This is a genomic window from Acidovorax sp. JHL-3 (genome assembly GCF_000526295.1).
Classification (GTDB): Bacteria; Pseudomonadota; Gammaproteobacteria; order Burkholderiales; family Burkholderiaceae_C; genus Acidovorax; species Acidovorax defluvii.
This window is the reverse complement of record NZ_JAFU01000001.1, coordinates 792,185-814,151: the sequence shown is the minus strand read 5'-3', so window position 1 is coordinate 814,151 and position 21,967 is coordinate 792,185. Positions and strand designations below refer to the sequence as shown.

The following is a 21,967-nucleotide window of genomic DNA, read 5'->3' as shown; positions in this document are numbered from 1 at the left end:
CCGCTTTCCTGCCACCACACCAACCACCGAAGGAGACACGCATGGACCACCAACGCATTTCCCCCCAGCGCCGCAGCCTGATGCTGGGCGCCGCCGCCGCTGGCGCCGCCGCGCTCACGCACCCGCTGTCGGTGCTCGCGCAGGGCGCCGAAGACATCGTCATCGGCGGTTCCATCCCCATGACGGGCGTGTTCGCCTTCGCGGGCGTGGGCATCAACGCCGGCATCCAGGACTACGTGAAGATCGTCAACGACGCGGGCGGCATCAAGGGCCGCAAGGTCAAGTACGTGCCCGAAGACACCGGCTACAAGGTCGATGTGTCGGTGGCCGCGTTCAAGAAGATCACCAGCCAGAACAAGGTCAACCTCTACTACGGCGACTCCACGGGTTTCTCCAAAACCATCAACCCCGAGCTGGACCGCAACGGCAACATCCTGATGGCCGGCGCCTCGTTCGCCTCCGAACTGAACGACCCCAAGAAGTACCCCAACCAGTTCCTGGTAGGTCCCGACTACACCGAGATGTTCAGCATCCTGCTCAAGCACATCGCCAAGGAAAAACCCGGCGCCAAGGTGGCCTTCGTCTACTCCGACTCCGAGTTCGGCCGCGACCCCATCGAGAAAAGCGAGGCCGAAGCCAAGAAGCTGGGCCTGTCGGTGCCCGTCAAGATCATGACGCCCGCCGGCAGCGTGGATGTTTCGGGCGAGGTCATCAAGCTGCGCCGCGCCGCACCCGACTACACCATCTTCCACGGCTACATCCTGGCGCCCATCCCCGAGTTCATCACCCAGGGCAAGCAGCAGGGCATGACCAGCAAGTGGATGGGCACCTTCTGGACCATGGACAGCTCCACCGTCATGAAGATGGGCCCGGACGGCGACGGCTTCATGGGCGTGATGCCCTTCCGCTACTACTACGACACCGAAAAAGCGCCCATGCTGGAAAAAATCCGCGCCGTGCGCCCGGAATACCAGAGCACGGCCTACATCCAGGGCTTCCTGGCCGCCATGCTGTTCCTCGAATCGGCCAAGCGCTGCCTGGATGCGGGCAAGCCGCTCACGGGCGCCAACCTCAAGGCCGCGCTGAACACGCTCAAGGACTTCGACACCGGCGGCCTGATCGGCGTGCCGATCACCATCAGCGGCAACTCCATCCCCGTGGGCCGCGTGTACCGCGCGGACATGAAGGCGCAAAAAATGGTCGCCGCCTCCGACTGGATCAAGCTCTGACACTGCCTTTGCCATGACCCAGAAAGCCACGGACAACGTCCTCGAAGTCAACAACATCGAGGTCATCTACAACAAGGTCGTGCAGGCCCTGCGCGGCCTGTCGCTGGCCGTGCCGCGTGGCCAGATCGTGGCACTGCTGGGCAGCAACGGCGCGGGCAAGTCCACCACGCTCAAAGCAGTATCTAGCCTGCTCGCGCTGGAGGATGGACAGCTCGAGAGCGGCAGCATCCTCTTCAACGGGCAGAGCACCGCCGCGCTGGCACCGCAGCAACTGGTGCGCAGCGGGCTCTCGCATGTGATGGAAGGGCGCCGGGTTTTTGAAGACCTCACGGTTGAGGAAAACCTGGTCGCCGCCACCTACGCGCTCACGGGCCGCAAAGAGGCGCCCAAGCCCGACTTCGACATCGTCTATAGCTATTTCCCCCGCCTGCACGAGCGCCGCAAAGGCCTGGCGGGCTATCTGTCGGGCGGCGAACAGCAGATGCTGGCCATCGGCCGCGCGCTCATCGCCCAGCCGCAGCTCATCCTGCTCGACGAACCCTCGCTGGGCCTCTCTCCCAAGCTGGTCGAAGACATCTTCACCATCATCGCGCGCATCAACGCCGAGCGTGGTACCAGCATGTTGCTGGTGGAGCAGAACGCCACTGTGGCCCTGGCCGTGGCGCACAGCGGCTACATCATGGAGAACGGCAAGATCGTCATCGACGGAACGGCCGAACGCCTGGCCAACGACCCCGACGTGCGCGAGTTCTATCTCGGCATGGGCGGCGGCGGCGAAGCCAAGAGCTTCAAAGACATCAAGCACTACAAGCGTAGAAAGCGCTGGTTGTCGTAATGAACATGCAAGCCCTTCCCGAACTCACCCTGCCCCAGATGCTGCGCGAACGCGCACGCCAGGATGCGCAGCGTGTCGCCATCCGGCAAAAAGACTTCGGCATCTGGAAGCCCTTCACCTGGGCGCAGTATTTCGAGCGTGCCTGCCACTTCGGCCTGGGCCTGCGCGCCCTGGGCCTGCCCGATGGCGGCCATGTCGGCGTGATTTCCGAGAACCGCATCGAGTGGGTACTCACGCAGATGGGTGCGGGCCTGGTGGGCGCCGTCACCGTCGGCGTGTATCCCACCAGCCCCTCTTCGGAAGTGGCCTACGTGGTGGGCCATGCCGACATCGAGATCATCGTCTGCGAGGACCAGGAACAGACCGACAAGGTGCTCGAAGCCCTGGACGATCTGCCGCGCCTGAAGAAGATCGTGGTCATGGAAACCAAGGGCCTGCGCAGCTTTGCCCCCGAAGTGCGCGGCCTCATCGTCCCCTTCGACGAGGTGGAGCAACTGGGCGCGCAAAGCGGCAAGCTGCAGGACGTGGAGGCCGCGCTGGCCCGCCAGCAGCTGGACGACATCGGGCTGATGATCTACACCTCGGGGTCGACGGGCAAACCCAAGGGCGCGATGGTGTCCTACCGCAACATCCGTGGCGTGGTGCCCGGCATCGTGGACCGGCTCCAGCTCTCGCAGGACACCACCCATCTGTCCTACCTGCCGCTGTGCCACGTGGCCGAGCAGATGCTCACCACCTTCGTGCCGGTCTACGTCGGCTCGCAGGTCAACTTCGGCGAATCCATCCGCACCGTGCAGGAGGATCTGCGCGAGGTGGCACCCACCATGTTCCTCGGCGTGCCGCGCATCTGGGAGAAGATGCACGCCGCCATCAGCATCAAGCTGCAGGAAACCGGCGGCCTGCGCCGCGCGCTGTTCCGCAAGGCCTACGCCGCCTGCCAGCCGCTGGCCGAAAAGCCCCGTGCGCAATGGAGCATCGGCGACATGTTCACCTTCACCGCCAGCTACTGGCTGGTGTTCCGCGCGCTGCAGAACTTCATCGGCCTGCGCGAGGCGAAAGTGGCGCTCACGGGCGCGGCGCCCATTCCGCCGGACGTGGTGCGCTTCTTCCGCGTGCTCGGCGTGCCGCTGGTCGAGGTCTATGGCCTGACCGAATCGACGGGCATGGTCACAGGCCACCCGCTCGACCATGTGGTGGTGGGCACCGTGGGCGTGCCCACGCGCGGCGTGGAGTGGCGCATTGCCAAAAGCGGTGACGACGACATGGGCGGCGAGTTCCAGATCAAGGGCGAGATGGTGTTCGCGGGCTACTACAAGAACCCCGAGGCCACGGCGCAAAGCATTGTCAACGGCTGGCTGCACACCGGCGACGTGGTGCGCCTGCAAGACGGCCAGATCAAGATCGTGGACCGCCTCAAGGACATCATGATCACCGCTGGCGGCAAGAACCTCACGCCGTCCGAGATCGAAAACACGATGAAGGCCAGCCCCTACATCAAGGAGTGCATCATCGTCGCCGAGGGACGCAAGTTCGTCGGCGCGCTGGTCATGCTCGACTACGAAACCGTGGGCAAATGGGCCGAGGCGCAGCGCATCCCCTTCACGCATTTCCGCTCGCTCGTCGAAACACCCGAAGTGCGCCAGCTCATCGACACCGAGATCGCCACCGGCAACGCCAAGCTGGCGCAGGTGGCCCAAATCCGCAAGTTCCACCTGCTCACCAAGGAACTGGACCACGACGACGGCGAAGTCACCGCCACCATGAAGGTGCGGCGCTCCAGCATCTACAAAACCTACGCCGCCGAGATCGAGGCGCTGTACCGCTGAATTTCAAGCTTTTTCGGGCTCCAGCGCTTTACCATCAAGCGCGAGCAGCTCTTATTTCAGGAGCAAATATGACTGCCACCACGCCACCGCCCCTGCTGCTGGAGCGCCACGGCGCCATCGCCACGCTGCGTTTCAACCGCCCCGGCGCGCTCAACGCCATCGACGTGCCCATGGCCACCGCCTTGCGGGACACCGTGCGCTCCCTGGCCCAAGACGACAGCGTGCGCTGCGTGGTGCTGTGCGGCGCGGGCAAGGGCTTCATGGCCGGGGGCGACCTGGCCACCCTGCGTGCCGACCCCGTGCAGGGCGCCAAGGACTTGCTGGCACCGCTCAACGAAGCCGTGGCGCTGCTGGCGCAACTGAACGCCCCCGTCATCGCCCAGGTACACGGCGTGGCCGCCGGCGCGGGCCTCTCGCTCATGCTGCAGGCCGACTTCGTGCTGGCCGCCGAGGGCACGCGCTTCAACCTGGCCTACATCAACCTCGGCACCAGTTGCGATGTCGGCGCCTCGTGGGCCCTGCCGCGCCTGGTGGGCCTGCGCCGCGCGCTGGAGATTGCCATGCTCGGCGACACCTACAGCGCCAGCGAAGCCGAACGCCTGGGCCTGGTCAACCGCGTGGTGCCCGCCGCCGAACTCGATGCCGCCGTGCAGGAGCTGGCCCAGCGCCTGGCTGGCGGCCCCACCCTCGCCTACGGCCACATGCGCCGCCTGATGCGCAACGCCTTCGACCACGACCTGCCCACCCAGCTGGCCGCCGAAGCCGAGGCCTTCGTGGCCTGTGCGCGCAGCGCCGACCTGCCCGAGGGTATCGAGGCCTTTCACGCCAAGCGTCCCGCCGCTTTCCAGGGCCGCTAATTGCATTGCTAAACCATCCGTGTCGTTGTTGCTTCGCCTTGCCGTGCTACAGCACTGTCTGCGGCTTCGCGCCTGGACACGAATGATTTAGAAACGGAATAACTTCCTTCCTTGTTTCATCTTTCCGGAGCCTTCCCCATGACCCACCGTGACGTCTTCGTCGTCAGCACCGCCCGCACCGCCATCGGCACCTTCGGCGGCACGCTGAAAGACGTTCCCAACACCCAGCTCGCCACCACCGCCGTCAAAGCGGCCATCCAGCGCTCGGGCCTGGCGCCCGACGCCGTGGGCCATGTGGTCATGGGCAACGTGATCCCCACCGACACCAAAGACGCGTACCTCTCCCGCGTGGCCGCCATCGACGCCGGCTGCCCCATCGAGACGCCCGCCTTCAACGTCAACCGCCTGTGCGGCTCGGGCCTGCAGGCCATCATCAGCGCGGCCCAGGCCATTGGCTATGGCGACTGCGACGTGGCCGTGGGCGGCGGTTCCGAGTCCATGAGCCGGGGCCCCTACTTCGATACCGCCGCGCGCTACGGCGCGCGCATGGGTGACGCCAAGAGCATCGACTACATGCTCGGCATCCTGCACGACCCCTGGCAGAAGATGCACATGGGCATCACCGCCGAGAACGTGGCCGAGCGCTACAAAATCTCGCGCGAGATGCAAGACCAGCTCGCCTGCGAGAGCCAGCGCCGCGCCGCTGCCGCCATCGCCGCCGGCACCTTCAAGGACCAGATCGTCCCGGTCGAAATCCAGACCCGCAAGGGCACCGTGCTGTTCCAGGAAGACGAGCATGTGCGCGCCGCCACCACGCTCGACGTGCTGGCCGGCATGAAGCCCGCGTTCAAGAAGGACGGCGGCACGGTGACGGCTGGCAACGCCTCGGGCATCAACGACGGCGCCAGCGCCGTGGTGCTGGTGGCGGGCGACCGACTGCAGGCGCTGGGCGTGAAGCCCCTGGCCCGCCTCGTGGGCTACGCGCACGCGGGTGTGGACCCGGCTTACATGGGCATCGGCCCCGTGCCCGCCACGCAGAAGGTGCTGGCGCGCACCGGGTTGAAGGTGCAAGACATGGACGTCATCGAGGCCAACGAGGCCTTCGCCGCCCAGGCCTGCGCCGTGGTGCAGGAGCTGGGCCTGGACCCCGCCAAGGTCAACCCCAACGGCTCGGGCATTTCGCTCGGCCACCCGGTGGGCGCCACGGGCGCCATCATCACCACCAAGGCGATTGCCGAGCTGCACCGCACCGGCGGGCGCTACGCGCTGGTGACCATGTGCATCGGCGGCGGCCAGGGCATTGCGGCCATCTACGAGCGGGTGTGATCAATATTTGAGTGTTTTTGACCTCCAGCGCTTGTGTATCAAGCGCTGGTAGCTCTTATTTATATAGCAATATTACCGCCATGCTGCCCAATCATTTCATCAGCGCCGACGAGCAGGCCGAACTGCAGCTCTTCACCGAGTCGCTGGAGCGCTTCTGCGACGCCGAGATCGAACCCCACTACCGCACCTGGGAAAAAGCCGGCCGCGTGCCGCGCGAACTGCTGCGCAAGATGGGCGAGAACGGCTACCTCTGCGCCGACGTACCCGATACCTACGGCGGCCCGGGCGCCAGCGTGCCGTTTTCGTTCGCCGTGGTCGAGGTGCTCTCGCGCCGGGGCTACGGCGGCTTTGTCGGTGGGCTGCAGGTGCACAACGACATCATCCCGCCCTACCTTCTGCACTGCGGCACCGAGGCGCAGCGCCAATACTGGCTGCCGCGCATGGCCAGCGGCGAGGCCATCGCCGCCATCGGCATGACCGAGCCCGGCGCGGGCAGCGACCTCAAGGCCATCCGCACCACCGCCAAACGCGACGGCGACCACTACGTCATCAACGGCAGCAAGATCTTCATCAGCAACGGCCAGAACTGCGACCTGCTGGTGCTCGCCGCCAAGACCGACCCGGCCGCTGGCGCCAAGGGCGTGAGCCTGTTCCTGGTGGACGCCGCCACGCCCGGCTTCACGCGCGGTCAGAACCTCGAAAAAATCGGCCAGCACGCGGGCGACACCTCCGAGCTGTTCTTCAACGACATGCGCGTGCCGGCAGACGCCCTGCTCGGCGGCGTGGAAGGCCAAGGCTTCGTGCAGATGATGCGCGAGCTGCCGCGCGAGCGCCTCATCATCGGCGTGCAGGCCGTGCACGGCGCCAAGGGGGCGCTGGATGCCACGCTGAAATACGTGCAGGAGCGCCAGGCCTTCGGCCAAAACCTGGCCCAGTTCCAGAACACCCGCTTCACGCTGGCCCAGTGCGCCACCGACATCGCGGCCGCCGAAGCCTTCCTCAACGCCAGCGTCGCCGCTTACCAGCAGGGCCTGCTCACGCCCGAGGCGGCGAGCGCGCTCAAGCTACACACCACCGAGCTGTTCGGGCGCGTCGCCGACGCCTGCCTGCAACTCTTCGGCGGCTACGGCTACATGGCCGAGTACCCGATCTCGCGCTTCTGGACCGACGCGCGCGTGCTGCGCATTTATGGCGGCACGTCGGAGATCATGAAAGAGCTGGTGGCGCGCTCGCTGCTGGGGCGCTAACGGGCCCTGCGCCCCAGGCGATCAGAACGGCGCCGACTCGGGGTCGGTGTCCACCGGCGCGTCCCTGGGCCCGGTCACCATGCCACCGCCCGCACTTTTGCGTGCGGGTGCGGAGTGTCCGGTAGGCGCGGAGGATGGCGCCGTGACGGCTGCGGGCGCAGCGCCTGCGGCAACCGCCTGCGCTGCACTGGCCACGCCGCTCTCGGCCTCGCCGCCCAGCGCTTCGATCAGGTCGGGGATCAACTTCACCAGCTCGCCCGTGGCAATGGCCACGTCGGTGTCAAAGCCGCCATCGTCGGCCTTGGTGCCTTCGAACACGGTGTCCAGAAACGACACCTTCTTGATCTGCAGGCCTTCGGTCAGCATGAAGCTCACGCGGTCGTCCCAGGTCAGCGCCAGCTTGGTGGGCAGCTTGCCAGCGGCGATGTGCGCCTGCACTTCTTCGATGTCGAGCGGGTGGCGGGCATAACGCACCACGGCCTTGGCTTCATCGGCGCTTTTGAGCTCGCATTCGCGGTCCACCGTGAAGCCCACGGGCGGCTCTTGCGTGCTCAGCCAGTGCGACATTGCGGCCTGCGGGCTGGTCTGGGTGTTGATCAGCGACACCGACAGGCCCGGCAGCGATTCGACCAGCAGCGTCACCACCTCGTCGGCACGGCCTTGGGCTGAGGTGTCGAGCACCAGCAGGCGCGACGCGGTGTCGATCCACACCCACATCGAGCCCTGCTTGGTGAAGGCCATGGGAAGCAAATCCAGCTTGGCCTCGTCCTTGAGCTCTTTGCTTTCCTTCTTGCCGGGCTTGCGGCCGGTTTCCTGCTCGATGCGTTCGGCCTTTTCCTTCACGCGGCGCGCCAGCACGCTGCCGGGCAGCACCTTGGACTCGACCATGAAGCGCAGGATCCACTGCCCGCCCACCGACTCGGCCAGCGGGCCATGCGCATCACCGCGCGGCGGCACCCAGCCGAGCGACTTTTCCTGCGTGGCACCACATTCCATGAAGGGCGCCTTGGCCAGGGCCTCTTCCACCTGCGTCAATTCCACCTGCCATTGCGGCGCAATGCGGTACACGATCATGTTCTTGAACACGGACAACCTTTGTTTCTTCTGGCCATTTGCAGCCATTGCGGAGTACAGGCGATATTGTCGGGGGTCGGCTGGCCCGCCTGCGGGCACAACGGCTGGCTACACTATATTTTTAATAGCTATCAGCGCTTTACCATCAAGCGCTTGAGGCTATTTTTATGGTGAATACATGAAGGCCGCGCGCGGGACTTCTTGTTGCAACTTTACACAGCCACACCATTACCACACGGACGGGTTACACGGGCCGCGCACACTGGCTCTCAACCGCTGAAACGGTCGTTCCAGCGGACCAACCCTCGATAAGGACCCACACCATGTCTTTCTTCCAAAGCCGTATTGCCGCCGCCGCCATGATGGCCGCCCTCGCCCTGCCCGTGCTGGCCCAGCCAGCTCCCTCTGCAGTGTCGGCGCCACCCGCCGCAACGGCCTCGGCCGAGCAGGCTCGCAAGCCGGGCGACCGGCAAGAGCGCCGCCAGGCCTACATGGCCAAACGCGCCGAGGCCTTCAAGGCACAACTCCAGCTGACACCCGCACAAGAACCGGCCTGGGCCGCCTTCACCGCCGCCATGCAGCCAGGCGAGCGCTCTGCCCGCCTGGGCCGCGCCGACATGGAGAAGCTCACCACCCCGGAGCGCATCGACCGCATGCGCGCCATGCGCGCCCAGCAGGCCGCTGAAGCAGACCGCCGGGGCGAAGCCACCAAGACCTTCTACGCCGCCCTCACGCCAGAGCAGCAAAAGACCTTCGACTCCCGGGGTCAGAACATGCGCGGCAAGGGCGGGCAACGCAGCGACTGGGGCCATGACAACGGCCGCCACGGCGGTATGCGCGGCTGCGACATGCCCATGGGAGGCCCCGGCCGCTAAAAACCTGTTCAAAGGCCTCCAGCAGTTGTCCACACGGACAGCGCTCCCCCGAGCCCGGTGCCCACCAAAGCACCGGGCTTTTTTCATTGTGGACAAGCCTGGGGATAGTTTTGGCACAACCGGGCGGTTATCCACAGACCCACCGCAAAACCCAAAGTTGTTATCTACCAGCATCCAAGTTCAGGGGGCCCTGCGCACATACTTTCAGGCAACGCAACTGCGCGCCAGCATTCACAAAAATGACCTTGTCCACAAAAAAAGGCGCCCTCTACTACTACTGCTATTTATATATAGAACCATAGAAGAACAACCCAAACCTTCTATGCGCCGCCGCCAACGCCTTGAATCGCGCAAAAATGGGGCGCAGCCAGCCCCAACCCACCGGAGAAGCCTGTGCACCTGGCAAGTCGTCTGAAAACCTGGGCACAGAGCGTCAAGCGCGACGGCATCACGCTGTGGTTTGCCGCACGGCACCCGCAGGCACCCTGGTATGCCAAGGCGCTGGGCGTGTTGGTGGTGGCCTAAGCCCCATCGACCTGATCCCAGACTTCATCCCCGTGCTGGGTTGTGTGGACGACCTGCTCTTGCTTCCGGGGCTGATCTGGCTGGCGATCCGGCTGATTCCGGCGCCGGTGCTGCAGCAATGCCGCGACCAGGCCGACCTGTGGATAAAAACCAGCGGCGGCAAACCCACCAGCCGCATCGGCGCGGTGCTGGTGGTGGCCGTCTGGATGGGCGCCGGCCTGGCGTTGTGGCACTGGCTCGCAGCCTGAAAGCCATCAAGATCTGATAGATGCTATTAACTTAATAGCTTATTGCGCTTATTTTAATTGGGCTAGAGGCCGATTTGACCCATATTCTTCCATCCACCACCACCCGTGCACAACACTGGGGATAGTTTGGGCACAACCGGGCGGTTATCCACAGAAAACCGGCGATGGACCGTTTTATCCCCGTCGGGCAGACAGCGGCAGCCGGGCCAGGTCCACAGGGTTGGGTGTGGCGCAAGTGGCTGTCAGGCCTGGGCAAAAGACACTTGTCCACAGAAACAGGCGCCTTCTACTACTACGACTATGTATTTATAGAAACCTTTAATTAATAACAACAAAACCACCCGGTGCCGTTTTGGACCCCCTTCACGGACTGCGCCACGGCCTGAACGGGAAAAAGGGCAAAAAAAACCGCAGGCCAGGCTGCGGTGGGTGGAAAAACCGGCGGGCTGAACCTGCCTCAATGCATGGCGGGGTGCAGGAAGGCCTCCAGAAGGTCCGGGGGCAAGGGGCGGCTGAACAGGTAGCCCTGGTAGAGGCGGCAGCCCGCGCGGGCCAGCAGATCGCGTTGTGCGGGGGTTTCCACACCTTCGGCGATGACTTCCAGCCCCAGGCTGCGCGACAGGGCAATGATGGTGTCCACAATGGCCGCATCGTTGGGGTCGGTGAGCAGGTCGCGCACAAAGCTTTGGTCGATCTTGAGCTGGTCCAGTGGCATGCGCTTGAGGTAGCTCAGGCTCGAGTACCCGGTGCCAAAGTCATCCAGCGCAAAACCCACCCCATAGCCGCCCAGGGCCGTCATGGTGGCAATGGTGGTCTCCATGTCTTCGACCAGCAGGCTTTCGGTCAGCTCCAGCTTCAGCAGGCCCGATGGAGCGCCCGTGATGGCCAGCACCCGGGCCACGTCGTCCACAAAGCTGGCGTGGCGGAACTGGCGGGAGCTCACGTTGACCGCCATGGTCAGCTCGCGCAGTTCCGGGTCGTCCTGCCAGCTCGCCAGCTGCTTGCAGGCGTTGTGCAGCACCCAGCGGCCCAGTGCAAGGATGAGGCCGGTTTCTTCGGCCAACGGAATGAAATCCGCCGGCGACACCATGCCCCGCTGCGGGTGGGCCCAGCGCACCAGCGCCTCCACCCCCACGCATTCGCCGGCAAGGTTGACCTGGGGCTGAAAGTGCAGCAAGAACTCGTCTTTTGCCAGGGCCGCGCGCAAGTCTTCTTCGAGCGCCGCGCGGGCCGTCACCACGGCCTGCATTTCGGGGTTGAAAAAGCGCAGGGTGTTGCGCCCGGCCTTTTTGGCCTGGTACATGGCCAGGTCGGCCTGTTTGAGCAATTCGCCCACGCTGGCCTGGTCACCATCAAAGGGCGCGATGCCGATGCTGGGCGTGCTGCGGTACTGGTAGCCCTTGAGCGCATAAGGCATTGCCAGCGTGGTCAGGATTTTTTCGCCCACGCCGTGGGCTTCCCGGGCCAGGTCGTCGGGATGCTGGCTGAGCTCTTCCAGCATCACCACGAACTCGTCGCCACCCAGGCGGGCCACGGTGTCCACGTTGCGCACGCATTTGTTCAGGCGCTCGGCCACAAGCTGCAGCAGCAGATCGCCCTGGTCGTGGCCCAGGGTGTCGTTCAGGGTCTTGAAGTTATCGAGGTCGATGAACAACAGCGCACCGCCCTGCTGGCGCCGCTGGGCGCTGGCCAGCGCCTGGGCCATGCGGTCCATCAGCAGCATGCGGTTGGGCAGACCGGTGAGCGCGTCGTAAAACGCCAGGCGCTGGATCTCGCGCTCGGTGGCCTTGCGCTCGCGGATGTCGGTGTTGATGGCCAGCACCGAATGGTTCTGACCCAGATCGTCTTTCACCAGCGTCCAGCGCCCTTCCACATGGATGGCGCTGCCGTCGCGGTGCCGCTGCACGATTTCGCCGTTCCACTCGCCATGCTCCAGGGTGGCCTGGGTGGCGCGGCGAAACTGCGTGGGGTCGTCGTACAGCAGGGTTTCGATGGACTGGCCCAGCACCTGCAGCTGCGTCCAGCCATAAAGCCGCTCGGAACTCTTGTTCCAGTAGATGATGCGGTTTTCGAGGTCGCGCACGATGATGGCGTCCTGGGCTTTGTCGAGCAGCGATGCCTGGTGGCGAATGCGCATGTCGGATGTCTGCCGGTCGATCTCGGCCGAGGCGCGGCTGGCAAAAATGCGCAGTGTCGAGGTAACGAAATCGTGGTTGGTCAGCGGCTGGCGGAACAGCACGAAGATCATGCCCACCACCTCGCCGTCGCCGTTACACAGCTGCTGCCCGGCATAAGCTTGCGCTGCCAGTTTGCGCAGGATGGGCGCCTCGGGGTACAGCTGCGCCACGTTTTCCGTCACCACCACCTGGGGCTGGCTGAGCAGCAGCAGGCTGGGCGTGCCAGCCAGCGCGTATTCGCTGTTGGGCAGTGTCTGGCCATCAAATACGGTCGCCAGAGTGGTGGCGCGTGGTGCCTGCCCCTGCTGGGCTGGCAGCAGGCGGCCCACGCAGCCGACCTGTGCGCCCAGCGCCTCGGCCATGTTGCTGGCCAGTTGCACAAAGAACTCGGTGCCCGTGCTGGCCGACACGGCAGCGGCCATCTTGAGCACCGAGGCCTGCAGGCGTTGCTGCTCATGGCGGGCCCGCAGGCTCATGATGCCGAAGGCCAGGTCGTTGGCCAGTTGCTGCAGCAAGGTGGTTTCGTCGCCGCTGATGTGCAAAATTTCTGGCGCATACAGGTACAGCAGGCCAAAGGTTTGCTCGCGTTCGCGCAGGGGCAGGCAGATCACGGCATGAAACCCGTGCCCCAGCATGCGCTCGGTCCAGTCGGCAAAGCTGTCGTCGGTGCGGATGTCCTGCACGATCACGGGCTGGCCGCTGCGCACGGCCACCCCGGCCGGGCCCCGCCCAAAGGCGCTGCTTTCGGACCAGCTCAGTTGCAGCTGTTCGATATACCCGTGGTTGTAGCCCGCATGGGCCACCGGTTCGATGGTCTGGGCTTCGTCATTCAGCGCAAAGCCCACCCAGCCCATGCGGTAGCCACCAATGTCCACGGCAATCTGGCAGATTTCCTGCAGCAGCGTGGTCTCGGAGGTGGCGCGCACCAGGGCCTCGTTGCAGGCGCTGAGCAGGCGCTGTGCACGGCCCATGCGGCGCAGGTCGTCTTCGGTGCGCAGGCGCTCGGTGATGTCGATGGCCAGCACCTGGCGGGCTGGCGCCCCATTGAAGCTGATGTTGCCCGCCGAAATATCCATGTGCATTGGCACACCGTTTTTGTGCAGATGGCGGCGCACCATGGAGGTGTCGCGTGGCTGCAAAAAAACGTCCTTCAGCCGTTCTCTGAGGCCGGGGCGATCCTCTGGCATACACAGGTCTGTCAGCTCCATCTGCAGCAGCTCGGCCTCGGTGTAGCCATAGTGCGCCACCATGGCCTGGTTCACCGCCAGCAGGCGCAGGCTGTCTTTGGCATACACCCACATGGGATGCGGATGCTCGTCGAACAGCATGCGGTATTGCAGCTCGGAGGCGTGCAGCTTGCTGGCTACCTGGCGCAGTTGCACCATGGTGCCCAGGGATTCGGTCAGGATTTCCAGGTGGGCCACGCTGCGGGCCGAAAAGGCGTGGGGCTGGTCGGAGGTGACCAGCAGCGATCCCACCACGGTATCGCCCGCCCGCAAGGGCACCGCCGCCACCGAGCGCAGGCCGCGCGAGTGGGGAAGGTGCGACAAGTCCCAGCCTTCGGCTTCGATGTCATGGCAAACGATGGTGCGGGCCTGGCTGAGCGTGTGCCACAGCAGGCTCATGTGCACCGGCAACGGGTGGCCCAGGGGGCGCACCATGACCCCGGCAGACGCATAGACCACCAGGTGCTGGCCTTCGAGCAGGTCCACCTGTGCACCGCGCGCGCCGGTCTGGTCCAGCACCGTGCGGGCCACCATGGCCAGCACTTCGGGCAGCGGCAGGTCGATGGATGACATGCGCTGCTGCAGCTGCAGCAGCTGGGCGTGGTTCTGTGCATCGCGCTGCGCTTCGATCTCGGCCAGCCTTTGCGCGCTGATGTCGGCCATGCCGCCCACCATGCGCACCGCACGGCCCTCGCCGTCGCGGATCAGGAAGCCGCGGTCCAGCACCCAGGCATAGCTGTCATCGTGGCGGCGAAAGCGGTATTTGGCCGACCAGTGGCTGGCGCTGCCCCTCACGGCCGCCTGGATGCTTTGCAGCACCTCGGCGCTGTCTTCGGGGTGCAGGCGCAGGGTCCACGAGCGGCTGTCGGGCAGCACCTCATGGGGTGGAATGCCGAACAGGTGCTGCATGCCTTCGTTCCACCACATGGCGTCGGTGGCGAGGTTCCAGTCCCAGATGGCATCGGCCGTGGCGCGCGCCACCAGATGAAAGCGCTCTTCACTCAGGCGCAGCGCCTGGTCGGCCTGGTGCTGCGCGGTGATGTCCTGGAACGCGCCCTGCACGCGCACCACGCGGCCCTGTGCATCGCGCACGGCCAGGCCTGCCGTGCGAACCCAGAAATGCCGCTCACCCGCCAGCAGCACCTCGGACTGCAGGTCAAAGGGCGTGCCATCGCGAATGCACTCCTCCAGGGCTTGTTCAAGGGCCGGGCGGTAGGGTGGGGTGTGCAGCGCCAGGATTTGCGCCACCGGGCCCGTTCGCCCGTCCAGACCGAAAGTGTCAACAATTTCTTGCGACCAGTTCAGCTGCCGCGCTGGCAATTCCAGTGACCACCCGCCAATGCGGGCAATGCTGCCGGCCACGCGCAGGGTTTCGCTCTGGTCCACCAGCTCGGCGTGCATCTGGTCGCGTTCCTGCACCAGCTGGGACAACAGCCGTTGCTGGCGGCGCAGCTCCAGCAACACCATCACCTGGCCGGCCAGGATCTTCAGGCCCTCCAGCTGTTCATCGGTCAGCGCGCGGGGCACGGTGTCCAGCACTGCCAGCGTGCCCAGTGCGGCACCTTCGGGGGTAATCAGCGGCACGCAGGCATACAGCCGGACATGGGGCTCGCCCACCACCAGCGGGTTGACCGCAAACAGCGGGTGCTGGCGGGCATCTGCCACCACCATCGGGGCGCGGGTGCCGCTCAGCGCGTGCGTGCAAAACGAAATGGCCCGATCGGTCTGCCGAAACGGCACACCCACCGCCGCCTTGAACCACTGGCGTTCGCTGTCCAGAAAATTGACCACCGCCATCGGCGTGCCGCACAGGCGCGCGGCCAGGGTGGCCAGCTGGTCATACGCTTCTTCGGCCGGTGTGTCCAAAATGGCGTAAGACTGCAACGCTTGCAGGCGCTCGGTTTCCTGGGGGGCGTGCACAGGTGCCATGGGCTCTAGCGCCCTGTGCCGCAAGGGCGGCAGGGTGTGGCGGGCATGAAGAGCGGCTTTTCCTGCATGGAGTGACCGTAACGCTAAGAACGGGAAAGTGGTTGAACGCTGAAAAAGCCAGGGCGGCGCCAGAGGCAGGCTTTACCCACCGGCGCCTTGCCGGCATGGGGGCTGCAAAAGGTGCGCCTGTGCAACGGAGTGTTAATGCTACACCGCATGACTGTCATCAAGCGTCTCCAAGGGACCACAGTGCAACCACAGCGCGTGGGCGCCGACTAGGCGGCCAGTTTCTGGCGCCGGGCCCGCACGGCAGCGGCCAGGCCTTCCAGCACCGGCAGCGTCTGCGCCAGGCTGATGCAGGCGTCCGTCACCGAAACCCCATGCTGCAGCGGCTGTCCGGGCACGATGTCCTGGCGGCCCTCTTGCAGGTGACTTTCGATCATCAGGCCGGTGATGCGTTCGTCGCCTGCGGCAATTTGCTCGGCCACCTCGGCGGCCACCGTGATCTGGCGCTGGTGCTGCTTGCTGCTGTTGGCGTGGCTCACGTCAATCATCACCTGCGGGCGCAGCCCGGCGGCCTGCAGCATGGCGCAGGCGGCGTCCACATCGGCCTTTTGATAGTTGGGCTGCTTGCCGCCGCGCAAAATAACGTGGCAGTCGTGGTTGCCGCGCGTCTCAAAAATGGCGGCCTGGCCCATCTTGGTCATGCCCATGAAAGCGTGCGATGCCTGCGCCGCCTGGATGGCGTCGCTGGCCACCTTCACGCCGCCATCGGTGCCGTTCTTGAAACCCACGGGGCACGACAGGCCGCTGGCCAGCTGGCGGTGGCTCTGGCTCTCGGTCGTGCGCGCACCAATGGCGCCCCAGCTCACCAGGTCGCTGATGAACTGCGGCGACAGCAGGTCGAGGAACTCGGTGCCCACCGGCAGGCCCACGGCCAGCACATCCAGCAGCAGTTGGCGCGCCAGCTCCAGCCCTTCGTTGATGGCAAAGCTGCCATCCAGGCGCGGGTCGTTGATGTAGCCCTTCCAGCCCACGGTGGTGCGTGGCTTTTCAAAATAGACGCGCATCACCACGATCAAATCGTTGCCCAGCGCATCGGCCTGGGCCTTGAGCGCATGCGCGTATTCCATGGCCTGGCCGTGGTCATGGATGGAGCAGGGCCCCACCACCACGATCAGCCGGTCATCCTGCCCGTGCAGCACGCGCGAGATGGCGGCGCGGCTGGTCTCCACCAGGGTTTGCGCGGCGTCGGGCGCAGGCAGCCACTCTTGCAGCAGGGCGGGGGTGATGAGCGGGCGCACGGCCTTGATGCGCGTGTCGTCGATGCGCGTGGTGTCGTGCGTGGAAACGGGGGTGGCAGAGTGGTGTGCGTGGGTCATGGTGGCCCCGATTGTCGCGCCGCACCCTCACAGCACCCTGACGGCGCTGCCCAGCGCGTCAAAGTCTGCGAAACGACGCGTTTTGCCGCGACCAGTAACGCGACTGCAGATGGTCCATGCGCACCTCGCCGCCCGCAGAGGGCGCATGCACAAAACGGCCCGCGCCCACGTAGATGCCCGCATGGGTGGGCGTGCGCCCCTTGCCAAACACCACCAGGTCGCCGGTGCGCAACTCGCCATTGGCAACCGGCTGGCCCCAGCCACTGAGCTGCGCCACGGTGCGCGGTGGCGCTGTGCCCACCCGGTGGCGGTAGACATAGCCGATGAGACCGCTGCAGTCAAAGCCCGAGTCCGGCGTGTTGCCGCCATAGCGGTAGGGCGTGCCCACCAGCCCCAGCGCGTGGATGGCGATGTCGTGCGCATGCTCGTCCGACAGCTGCGCTGCCGTGCCGCGCAACGGGGCCGAACGGGACGACGGCAGTGGGGTGCTGCAGCCGCTCAGCAGCAAGGCGGTGGTGAGGGCGAAGCAAAGAGCAGGTGCGCGCATGGGTGCCGAGCGTAGCGGATGGGGCACGGGCTCGCAACCGCGGGCGCTGATACCTCTGCATGGCGCTGGGCGCCAACGGGGGCATTGACGGGCACTTGCCTTCCGCCTGGATGGGTGCAAAGCGTCACGGGCTTGTCACCCAATTTGCATACAACCGCAGCTTTTGTAGCCCTTTGAAACACCCACCCCATGCAGCCCTTCACGTTGGCCTCTTTGCGCGCGCCCAGCCGTCTTTTCATCACCACGCTGCTCGCCAGTGCAGCGCTGGTTGCCTGCGGGGGCAGCGATGACGAGCCCCGCACCCCAGTGAGCCTGAAGCTGGAGAAAATCGGCAGCTTTGAGACCGGTATTTTTGGCAAGAGCGCGGCAGAGATTCCGGCGTTTGACGCCGCCTCCAGGCGTGCCTTCGTGGTCAATGCGCAGGCTGGAGCGGTGGACGTGCTGGACCTGAGCAACCCCACGCAGCCCAAGCGCCTGGGGCAAATCAGCTCGGCGCAAGTTCTGCCGGGCTCCAGCATCAACAGCATTGCCGTGCACAGCGGTCTGGTGGCGGTGGCCATTCAGGCAGCCGTCAAAACCGACCCGGGCCGCATGGCGCTGTACCGTGCCAGCGACCTGCAACTCGTCAGCCAGGTGACCGTGGGCGCGCTGCCCGACATGGTGACCTTCACCCCCGACGGCCGCACCGTGCTCGTTGCCAACGAAGGCGAGCCCAGCGACGACTACCAGATCGACCCCGAAGGCTCGGTCAGCATCATTGATGTGGGCACGCCCCAGACCCCCGTGGTCAAGACCGCCGGCTTTGCCGCATTCAATGGCCAGGAGGCCGCACTGCGCGCCAAGGGCGTGCGCATTTACGGCCCTGGTGCCACTGCCGCCAAAGACATCGAGCCCGAATACATTGCCGTGGCGGCCGACGGCAAGACCGCCTGGGTCACGCTGCAAGAGAACAACGCCCTGGCCCGCATCGACATCGCCAGTGCCACGGTGAAAGACATCGCGCCGCTGGGGTACAAAGACCACGGGCTGGCCGCCAACGCACTCGACACCTCCGACACCGACCTGGCCGCCAACCTGCGCGCCTGGCCGGGCGTGCGCGGCCTGTATTTGCCCGACAGCGTGGCCAGCTACCAGGCCGGGGGCAAGACCTACCTGGTCACCGCCAACGAAGGCGATGCACGCGCCTGGGGTGAAGGCAACAGCGCCTACTGGGCGGGAGATGCCAGCAAGGGTTTTGTGGAAGAGTTCCGCGTCAAGCACCTGATCAACAGCAAAGGCTGGTCGGGCCGCTCGGGCGATGACCTGGCGCCCCAGCTCAAGGCGCTGGCCGCCGGTGGCCTGCTCAACCCGGCGGTGTTTGGCTACTGCGGCGCGGTGGCGGGCAACCCCGGCAAATGCCGCGACGACGACCAGCTGGGCCGCCTGAACGTGTCCTGGACCCAGGGCTACCGCACCGATGCCAGCGGCGCGCCCCTGAAATTCAATGCCGCCGGTGTGCAGGACGCGGCAGGCGACCGCCTGATGTACGACGCGCTCTATGCCTACGGTGGGCGCTCGTTTTCCATCTGGGGCGACGATGGCAAGCTGGTCTGGGATTCGGGCGCCGAAATTGAAAAATTCATCGCCAGCGACGCCTGCCAGGCCGGCGCACAGCGCAACATCCCCTGCAAAACCTTCTTCAACTCCAACCACGAAGAAGGCGGCACGCTGGACAACCGCAGCGACAACAAGGGCCCCGAGCCCGAAGGCGTTGCCGTGGGCCGCATTGGTGCCAAAACCTTTGCCTTCATTGGGCTGGAACGCATGGGCGGCGTGCTGGTGTATGACATCACCTCTCCCACAGCCCCCGTGCGCGTGGATTACCTGAACACCCGCAACGACTGGACCACCAAGAGCCCCGCAGCGGTGTTGGCCCAGGTGGGCGACCTGGGCCCCGAGGGCCTGGTCTTCATCCCCGCCAGCGACTCGCCCAATGGCAAACCGCTGTTGCTGGTGGGCTATGAAGTCAGCGGCAGCACAGCGGTGATCCAGCTCAACCTGGCGTATTGAGCCCGCATTCATCCCGGTTCCGTGGTGCAGCAACGCCACGGGCCGGGGGAGCCGTTTCAAGAGCAAAAATGGGCTCTAGCCCTTTATGAATAAGCGCTAACAGCTATTAATATGATAGCTTATCAACCCGCTGGACCGGAGCATTCAGTTCATCCAGCGGTCTGCGCGGTGTTCTTGCTGAAACGCCAGAAACTGCTGTGCTGGCATGGGCCGTGCAAACACATAGCCTTGCAAAATGTCGCAGCCCTGCCCGATCAGGTACTCTGCCTGATCGCGTGTCTCCACGCCTTCAGCCGTGACCTGCAGGCCGAGGCCATGCGCCAGCGCCACGATGGCCGAGACGATGGTGCGGCTGTGTTCTTGCCGGGGCAGGTCTTTGACAAAGCTGCGGTCAATTTTGAGCCGCCGCATTGGCAGCTGCCGCAGGTACGCCAGTGACGAGTAGCCGGTGCCGAAATCGTCAATGGCCAGATGGATGCCCAGCTGGCTCAGGCGGTGCAGCGTGTGTGCTCCGGCTTCCATGTTTTCCATGAGCACGGTTTCGGTCAGCTCGATTTCGAGCCGGTGGGCGGGCAGCCCTTCCTCGCGCAGGATATCCATCACGCGTTCCAGAAACTGCGGGTCGCCCAGTTGCCGGGCCGATATGTTGACGGCCACGCGCAGGGGGTTGCCAGCGCCCCAGCTTGCGGCATCCCGGCATGCGGTGCGCATCGTCCAATAGCCCAGCGCAACGATCAGGCCACAGTCTTCGGCCACCGAAATCGCCTCCATGGGGGATACGTTGCCCAGCTCTGCGTGGGTCCAGCGCAGCAGGGCTTCTGCGCCCACCAAAGACTCATCGGCGGCCGAAATCAGGGGCTGGTAGTGCATCGACAGCCCGTCGCCATGCTCCAGCTCGGCGCGCAGCGCGATTTCGATGGCGTGGCGCCGCGCCGCGGCCTGGTTCATGGATGCCTCAAAGCGCACGTAGCGGTTCTTGCCCATTTCTTTGGCGCGGTACATGGCGGTGTCGGCATTGCTGATGAGGCCGTCGATGTCAGAGGCATCCTCGGGAAAGGTGGCCACGCCCGCGCTGCAGGTCACGTTCACCTCTTGTCCCCCTTCGGTGTAGGGGGCCTGAAAGACGTTGATGACCCGTTGGCCGTATTTCTGCAGCGCCGCGTCGTCCATGTCGAGCCGCAGGATCAGTGCGAACTCGTCGCCACCCAGGCGTGCAATGGCGTCGGTGCCGCGCACCACCGACTGCAGGCGCTGGGCCACCTGGCGCAGCAGGCCGTCGCCTGCGGCGTGGCCGAAGGTGTCGTTGTGGGTCTTGAAATTGTCCAGATCGATATAGACCAGCGCCACCCTGCCTTGCAGCTGGACCGCGCGCCGCATTTCTGCAGCGAGCCGCTCGTTGAAGGCGTGCCGGTTGCCGACGCCCGTGACGGCATCGGTGTGGGCCAGGGCTTGCAGGCGGTTTTCGGCATCGCGCACTGCGGCGCGGCTTCGCAGCACCATCACGGTGGCCATGCCCATCACGCCTGCGGCAATCAGCAGGGCACTGAGAAAGCGGATGGCCAGGTTCTGGTAGACCGCGCTCATCGACTTGCGGATGTAAAGCGTGCCGCCCACCGCCGAGGGGACCACGATGGGGTGTGCGATCTCCAGGGTGCGCAGCCCGGCGCGCTCCGTCGCATCGCCCATGCCCAGCTCGAAAACGGTGGTCGGAAAGCCCGGATCACGCTCGCGCACATAGTGCGCCAGCAGCACGCCATCCGAGTCGTACACACCGGCGCCGATCACCATGGGGGACAACCTCAGGGCGCCGAGCATTTCCTTGGCGGTTTGCGTGTCGCGGAACACCACCGCTGCAGAGATGTTGTCCGCCACGATAGCCGCCTCCACCCGGCTGTCTTGCAGCATGGTGGTGCGGGTGCTCCAGTAGTCGATGCCGGTGATGGCCAGCACCATTGTCAGCAGCGCCAGCCCGGCAGCCAGCAGGCTGGTGAAAGCCAGCCGCGAAGACAGCGCGGTCTGTGACGGGCCCGGCGCCTGTTGCGGCTGCGGGTTGTTGGCCTGGGTATTCATTTGCCTGCCTTGGCCAGCCGCAGCAGCCTGGAACTTACGGTAAGGCCCGCCTTGGACGCCGCGCTGGCGCTGACGCCAAAAACAATGCGCCCGTCCTGCTGGCTTAGCGTGATCATGATCTCGGGGCTGGCAAAGGTCATTTCATCGGCAATCGTCAGGATGCCGTGCCCGGCTGGCATGGATTGCAGCGCGCGCAGCATGGGTTCCACGTCGGCATTGTGGAAAACAGCCACCCGGCACTTGTGCAGTGCACCGAGGTCCAGCAGCCTCACCTGGATAGGCTGGCCCTTGCGTGCGGGTTTGCCTTCCAGGGCGCTCAGCGGTCTTTTCAGGGGGCTGAAGGGCGAAACACAAATGCTCCAGTCGCGGCTGGCAACGGCTTCGTTCTCGGGCCATTCGATGAACTGGATGAAGTTAAAGACATAGGCCGCCTTCAGATCGAGCTCTTCAACCAATGCATCGGCGCGGGCCCCCGTGCCGCAGCTCAACGCCCACAGCCCGATCAGGAGCGTGTTGCGCAGGCGCATGGCTATTGGTGTCGGCTT

The 21,967-nt window shown here is 65.3% G+C and carries 14 protein-coding genes and 1 pseudogene; 9 read left to right on the top strand and 6 right to left on the bottom strand.

Annotation, left to right across the window (positions count from 1 at the left end):
* Positions 1-41 precede the first annotated feature (41 nt).
* The 6 genes from K226_RS0103665 to K226_RS0103640 all read left to right on the top strand — a co-directional run bounded on the left by K226_RS0103665 (position 42) and on the right by K226_RS0103640 (position 7,320).
* Positions 42-1,229, top strand: coding sequence for an ABC transporter substrate-binding protein (locus tag K226_RS0103665; protein WP_024813517.1), 1,188 nt, complete (start codon positions 42-44; stop codon positions 1,227-1,229).
* A gap of 13 nt (positions 1,230-1,242) precedes the next feature.
* Complete coding sequence (locus tag K226_RS0103660) at positions 1,243-2,064, top strand: ABC transporter ATP-binding protein (protein ID WP_024813516.1); 822 nt, start codon at positions 1,243-1,245, stop codon at positions 2,062-2,064.
* Between the two features lie 5 nt (positions 2,065-2,069).
* Positions 2,070-3,890, top strand: a complete 1,821-nt coding sequence (locus K226_RS0103655) for a long-chain fatty acid--CoA ligase (protein ID WP_024813515.1) — start codon at positions 2,070-2,072, stop codon at positions 3,888-3,890.
* 68 nt (positions 3,891-3,958) lie between these two features.
* Positions 3,959-4,747, top strand: coding sequence for an enoyl-CoA hydratase/isomerase family protein (locus K226_RS0103650; RefSeq protein WP_024813514.1), 789 nt, complete (start codon positions 3,959-3,961; stop codon positions 4,745-4,747).
* 138 nt (positions 4,748-4,885) lie between these two features.
* Positions 4,886-6,073, top strand: a complete 1,188-nt coding sequence (locus tag K226_RS0103645; RefSeq protein ID WP_024813513.1) for an acetyl-CoA C-acyltransferase family protein — start codon at positions 4,886-4,888, stop codon at positions 6,071-6,073.
* Positions 6,074-6,153: 80 nt separating this feature from the next.
* Positions 6,154-7,320 carry an acyl-CoA dehydrogenase family protein gene (locus K226_RS0103640; protein ID WP_035240854.1) on the top strand — a complete coding sequence of 389 codons (1,167 nt, stop codon included), beginning with the start codon at positions 6,154-6,156 and terminating at the stop codon, positions 7,318-7,320.
* A gap of 21 nt (positions 7,321-7,341) precedes the next feature.
* Here K226_RS0103640 and K226_RS0103635 read toward each other — a convergent pair whose 3' ends face one another.
* On the bottom strand, positions 7,342-8,406 hold the full coding sequence (locus tag K226_RS0103635) for a recombination-associated protein RdgC (RefSeq protein ID WP_024813511.1): 1,065 nt from the start codon (positions 8,404-8,406) through the stop codon (positions 7,342-7,344).
* Positions 8,407-8,717: 311 nt separating this feature from the next.
* Here K226_RS0103635 and K226_RS0103630 point away from each other — a divergent pair, with 311 nt between their 5' ends.
* Together K226_RS0103630 and K226_RS18630 are read left to right on the top strand one after the other, a co-directional pair.
* On the top strand, positions 8,718-9,269 hold the full coding sequence (locus tag K226_RS0103630; protein ID WP_024813510.1) for a Spy/CpxP family protein refolding chaperone: 552 nt from the start codon (positions 8,718-8,720) through the stop codon (positions 9,267-9,269).
* A gap of 393 nt (positions 9,270-9,662) precedes the next feature.
* Positions 9,663-10,042: pseudogene (locus tag K226_RS18630) on the top strand (YkvA family protein).
* Positions 10,043-10,499: 457 nt separating this feature from the next.
* Here K226_RS18630 and K226_RS0103620 read toward each other — a convergent pair.
* The 3 genes from K226_RS0103620 to K226_RS0103610 all read right to left on the bottom strand — a co-directional run bounded on the left by K226_RS0103620 (position 10,500) and on the right by K226_RS0103610 (position 17,303).
* Positions 10,500-15,374, bottom strand: coding sequence for an EAL domain-containing protein (locus tag K226_RS0103620; RefSeq protein ID WP_024813509.1), 4,875 nt, complete (start codon positions 15,372-15,374; stop codon positions 10,500-10,502).
* Between the two features lie 275 nt (positions 15,375-15,649).
* Positions 15,650-16,756: a 3-deoxy-7-phosphoheptulonate synthase gene (locus K226_RS0103615; RefSeq protein ID WP_024813508.1), complete on the bottom strand. Its 1,107-nt coding sequence runs from the start codon at positions 16,754-16,756 to the stop codon at positions 15,650-15,652.
* Positions 16,757-16,814: 58 nt separating this feature from the next.
* Entirely contained in the window at positions 16,815-17,303 is a 489-nt protein-coding gene (locus K226_RS0103610; protein ID WP_024813507.1) for a C40 family peptidase, read from the bottom strand.
* 189 nt (positions 17,304-17,492) lie between these two features.
* Between K226_RS0103610 and K226_RS0103605 the strand changes: the two genes are divergently transcribed.
* Complete coding sequence (locus K226_RS0103605; RefSeq protein WP_051463458.1) at positions 17,493-19,352, top strand: choice-of-anchor I family protein; 1,860 nt, start codon at positions 17,493-17,495, stop codon at positions 19,350-19,352.
* A gap of 144 nt (positions 19,353-19,496) precedes the next feature.
* On the opposite strand, the gene K226_RS0103600 is transcribed toward K226_RS0103605, so the two are convergent.
* Positions 19,497-21,422 carry a bifunctional diguanylate cyclase/phosphodiesterase gene (locus K226_RS0103600; protein WP_024813505.1) on the bottom strand — a complete coding sequence of 642 codons (1,926 nt, stop codon included), beginning with the start codon at positions 21,420-21,422 and terminating at the stop codon, positions 19,497-19,499.
* The gene (locus tag K226_RS0103595; protein ID WP_024813504.1) at positions 21,419-21,949 is read right to left on the bottom strand and encodes a YfiR family protein; all 531 of its coding nucleotides are present in this window, start codon (positions 21,947-21,949) and stop codon (positions 21,419-21,421) included. Before K226_RS0103595 ends, K226_RS0103600 begins: the two co-directional genes overlap by 4 nt.
* Positions 21,950-21,967: the final 18 nt, after the last annotated feature.

What these genes read in the sequence shown, in the direction of transcription:
- K226_RS0103665 (WP_024813517.1), top strand. Translation starts at nt 42, where the DNA reads ATGGACCACCAACGCATTTCCCCCCAGCGCCGCAGCCTGATGCTGGGC.
- K226_RS0103660 (WP_024813516.1), top strand. Translation starts at nt 1,243, where the DNA reads ATGACCCAGAAAGCCACGGACAACGTCCTCGAAGTCAACAACATCGAG.
- K226_RS0103655 (WP_024813515.1), top strand. Translation starts at nt 2,070, where the DNA reads ATGCAAGCCCTTCCCGAACTCACCCTGCCCCAGATGCTGCGCGAACGC.
- K226_RS0103650 (WP_024813514.1), top strand. Translation starts at nt 3,959, where the DNA reads ATGACTGCCACCACGCCACCGCCCCTGCTGCTGGAGCGCCACGGCGCC.
- K226_RS0103645 (WP_024813513.1), top strand. Translation starts at nt 4,886, where the DNA reads ATGACCCACCGTGACGTCTTCGTCGTCAGCACCGCCCGCACCGCCATC.
- K226_RS0103640 (WP_035240854.1), top strand. Translation starts at nt 6,154, where the DNA reads ATGCTGCCCAATCATTTCATCAGCGCCGACGAGCAGGCCGAACTGCAG.
- K226_RS0103630 (WP_024813510.1), top strand. Translation starts at nt 8,718, where the DNA reads ATGTCTTTCTTCCAAAGCCGTATTGCCGCCGCCGCCATGATGGCCGCC.
- K226_RS0103620 (WP_024813509.1), bottom strand. Translation starts at nt 15,374, where the DNA reads ATGGCACCTGTGCACGCCCCCCAGGAAACCGAGCGCCTGCAAGCGTTG.
- K226_RS0103615 (WP_024813508.1), bottom strand. Translation starts at nt 16,756, where the DNA reads ATGACCCACGCACACCACTCTGCCACCCCCGTTTCCACGCACGACACC.
- K226_RS0103610 (WP_024813507.1), bottom strand. Translation starts at nt 17,303, where the DNA reads ATGCGCGCACCTGCTCTTTGCTTCGCCCTCACCACCGCCTTGCTGCTG.
- K226_RS0103605 (WP_051463458.1), top strand. Translation starts at nt 17,493, where the DNA reads ATGCAGCCCTTCACGTTGGCCTCTTTGCGCGCGCCCAGCCGTCTTTTC.
- K226_RS0103600 (WP_024813505.1), bottom strand. Translation starts at nt 21,422, where the DNA reads ATGAATACCCAGGCCAACAACCCGCAGCCGCAACAGGCGCCGGGCCCG.
- K226_RS0103595 (WP_024813504.1), bottom strand. Translation starts at nt 21,949, where the DNA reads ATGCGCCTGCGCAACACGCTCCTGATCGGGCTGTGGGCGTTGAGCTGC.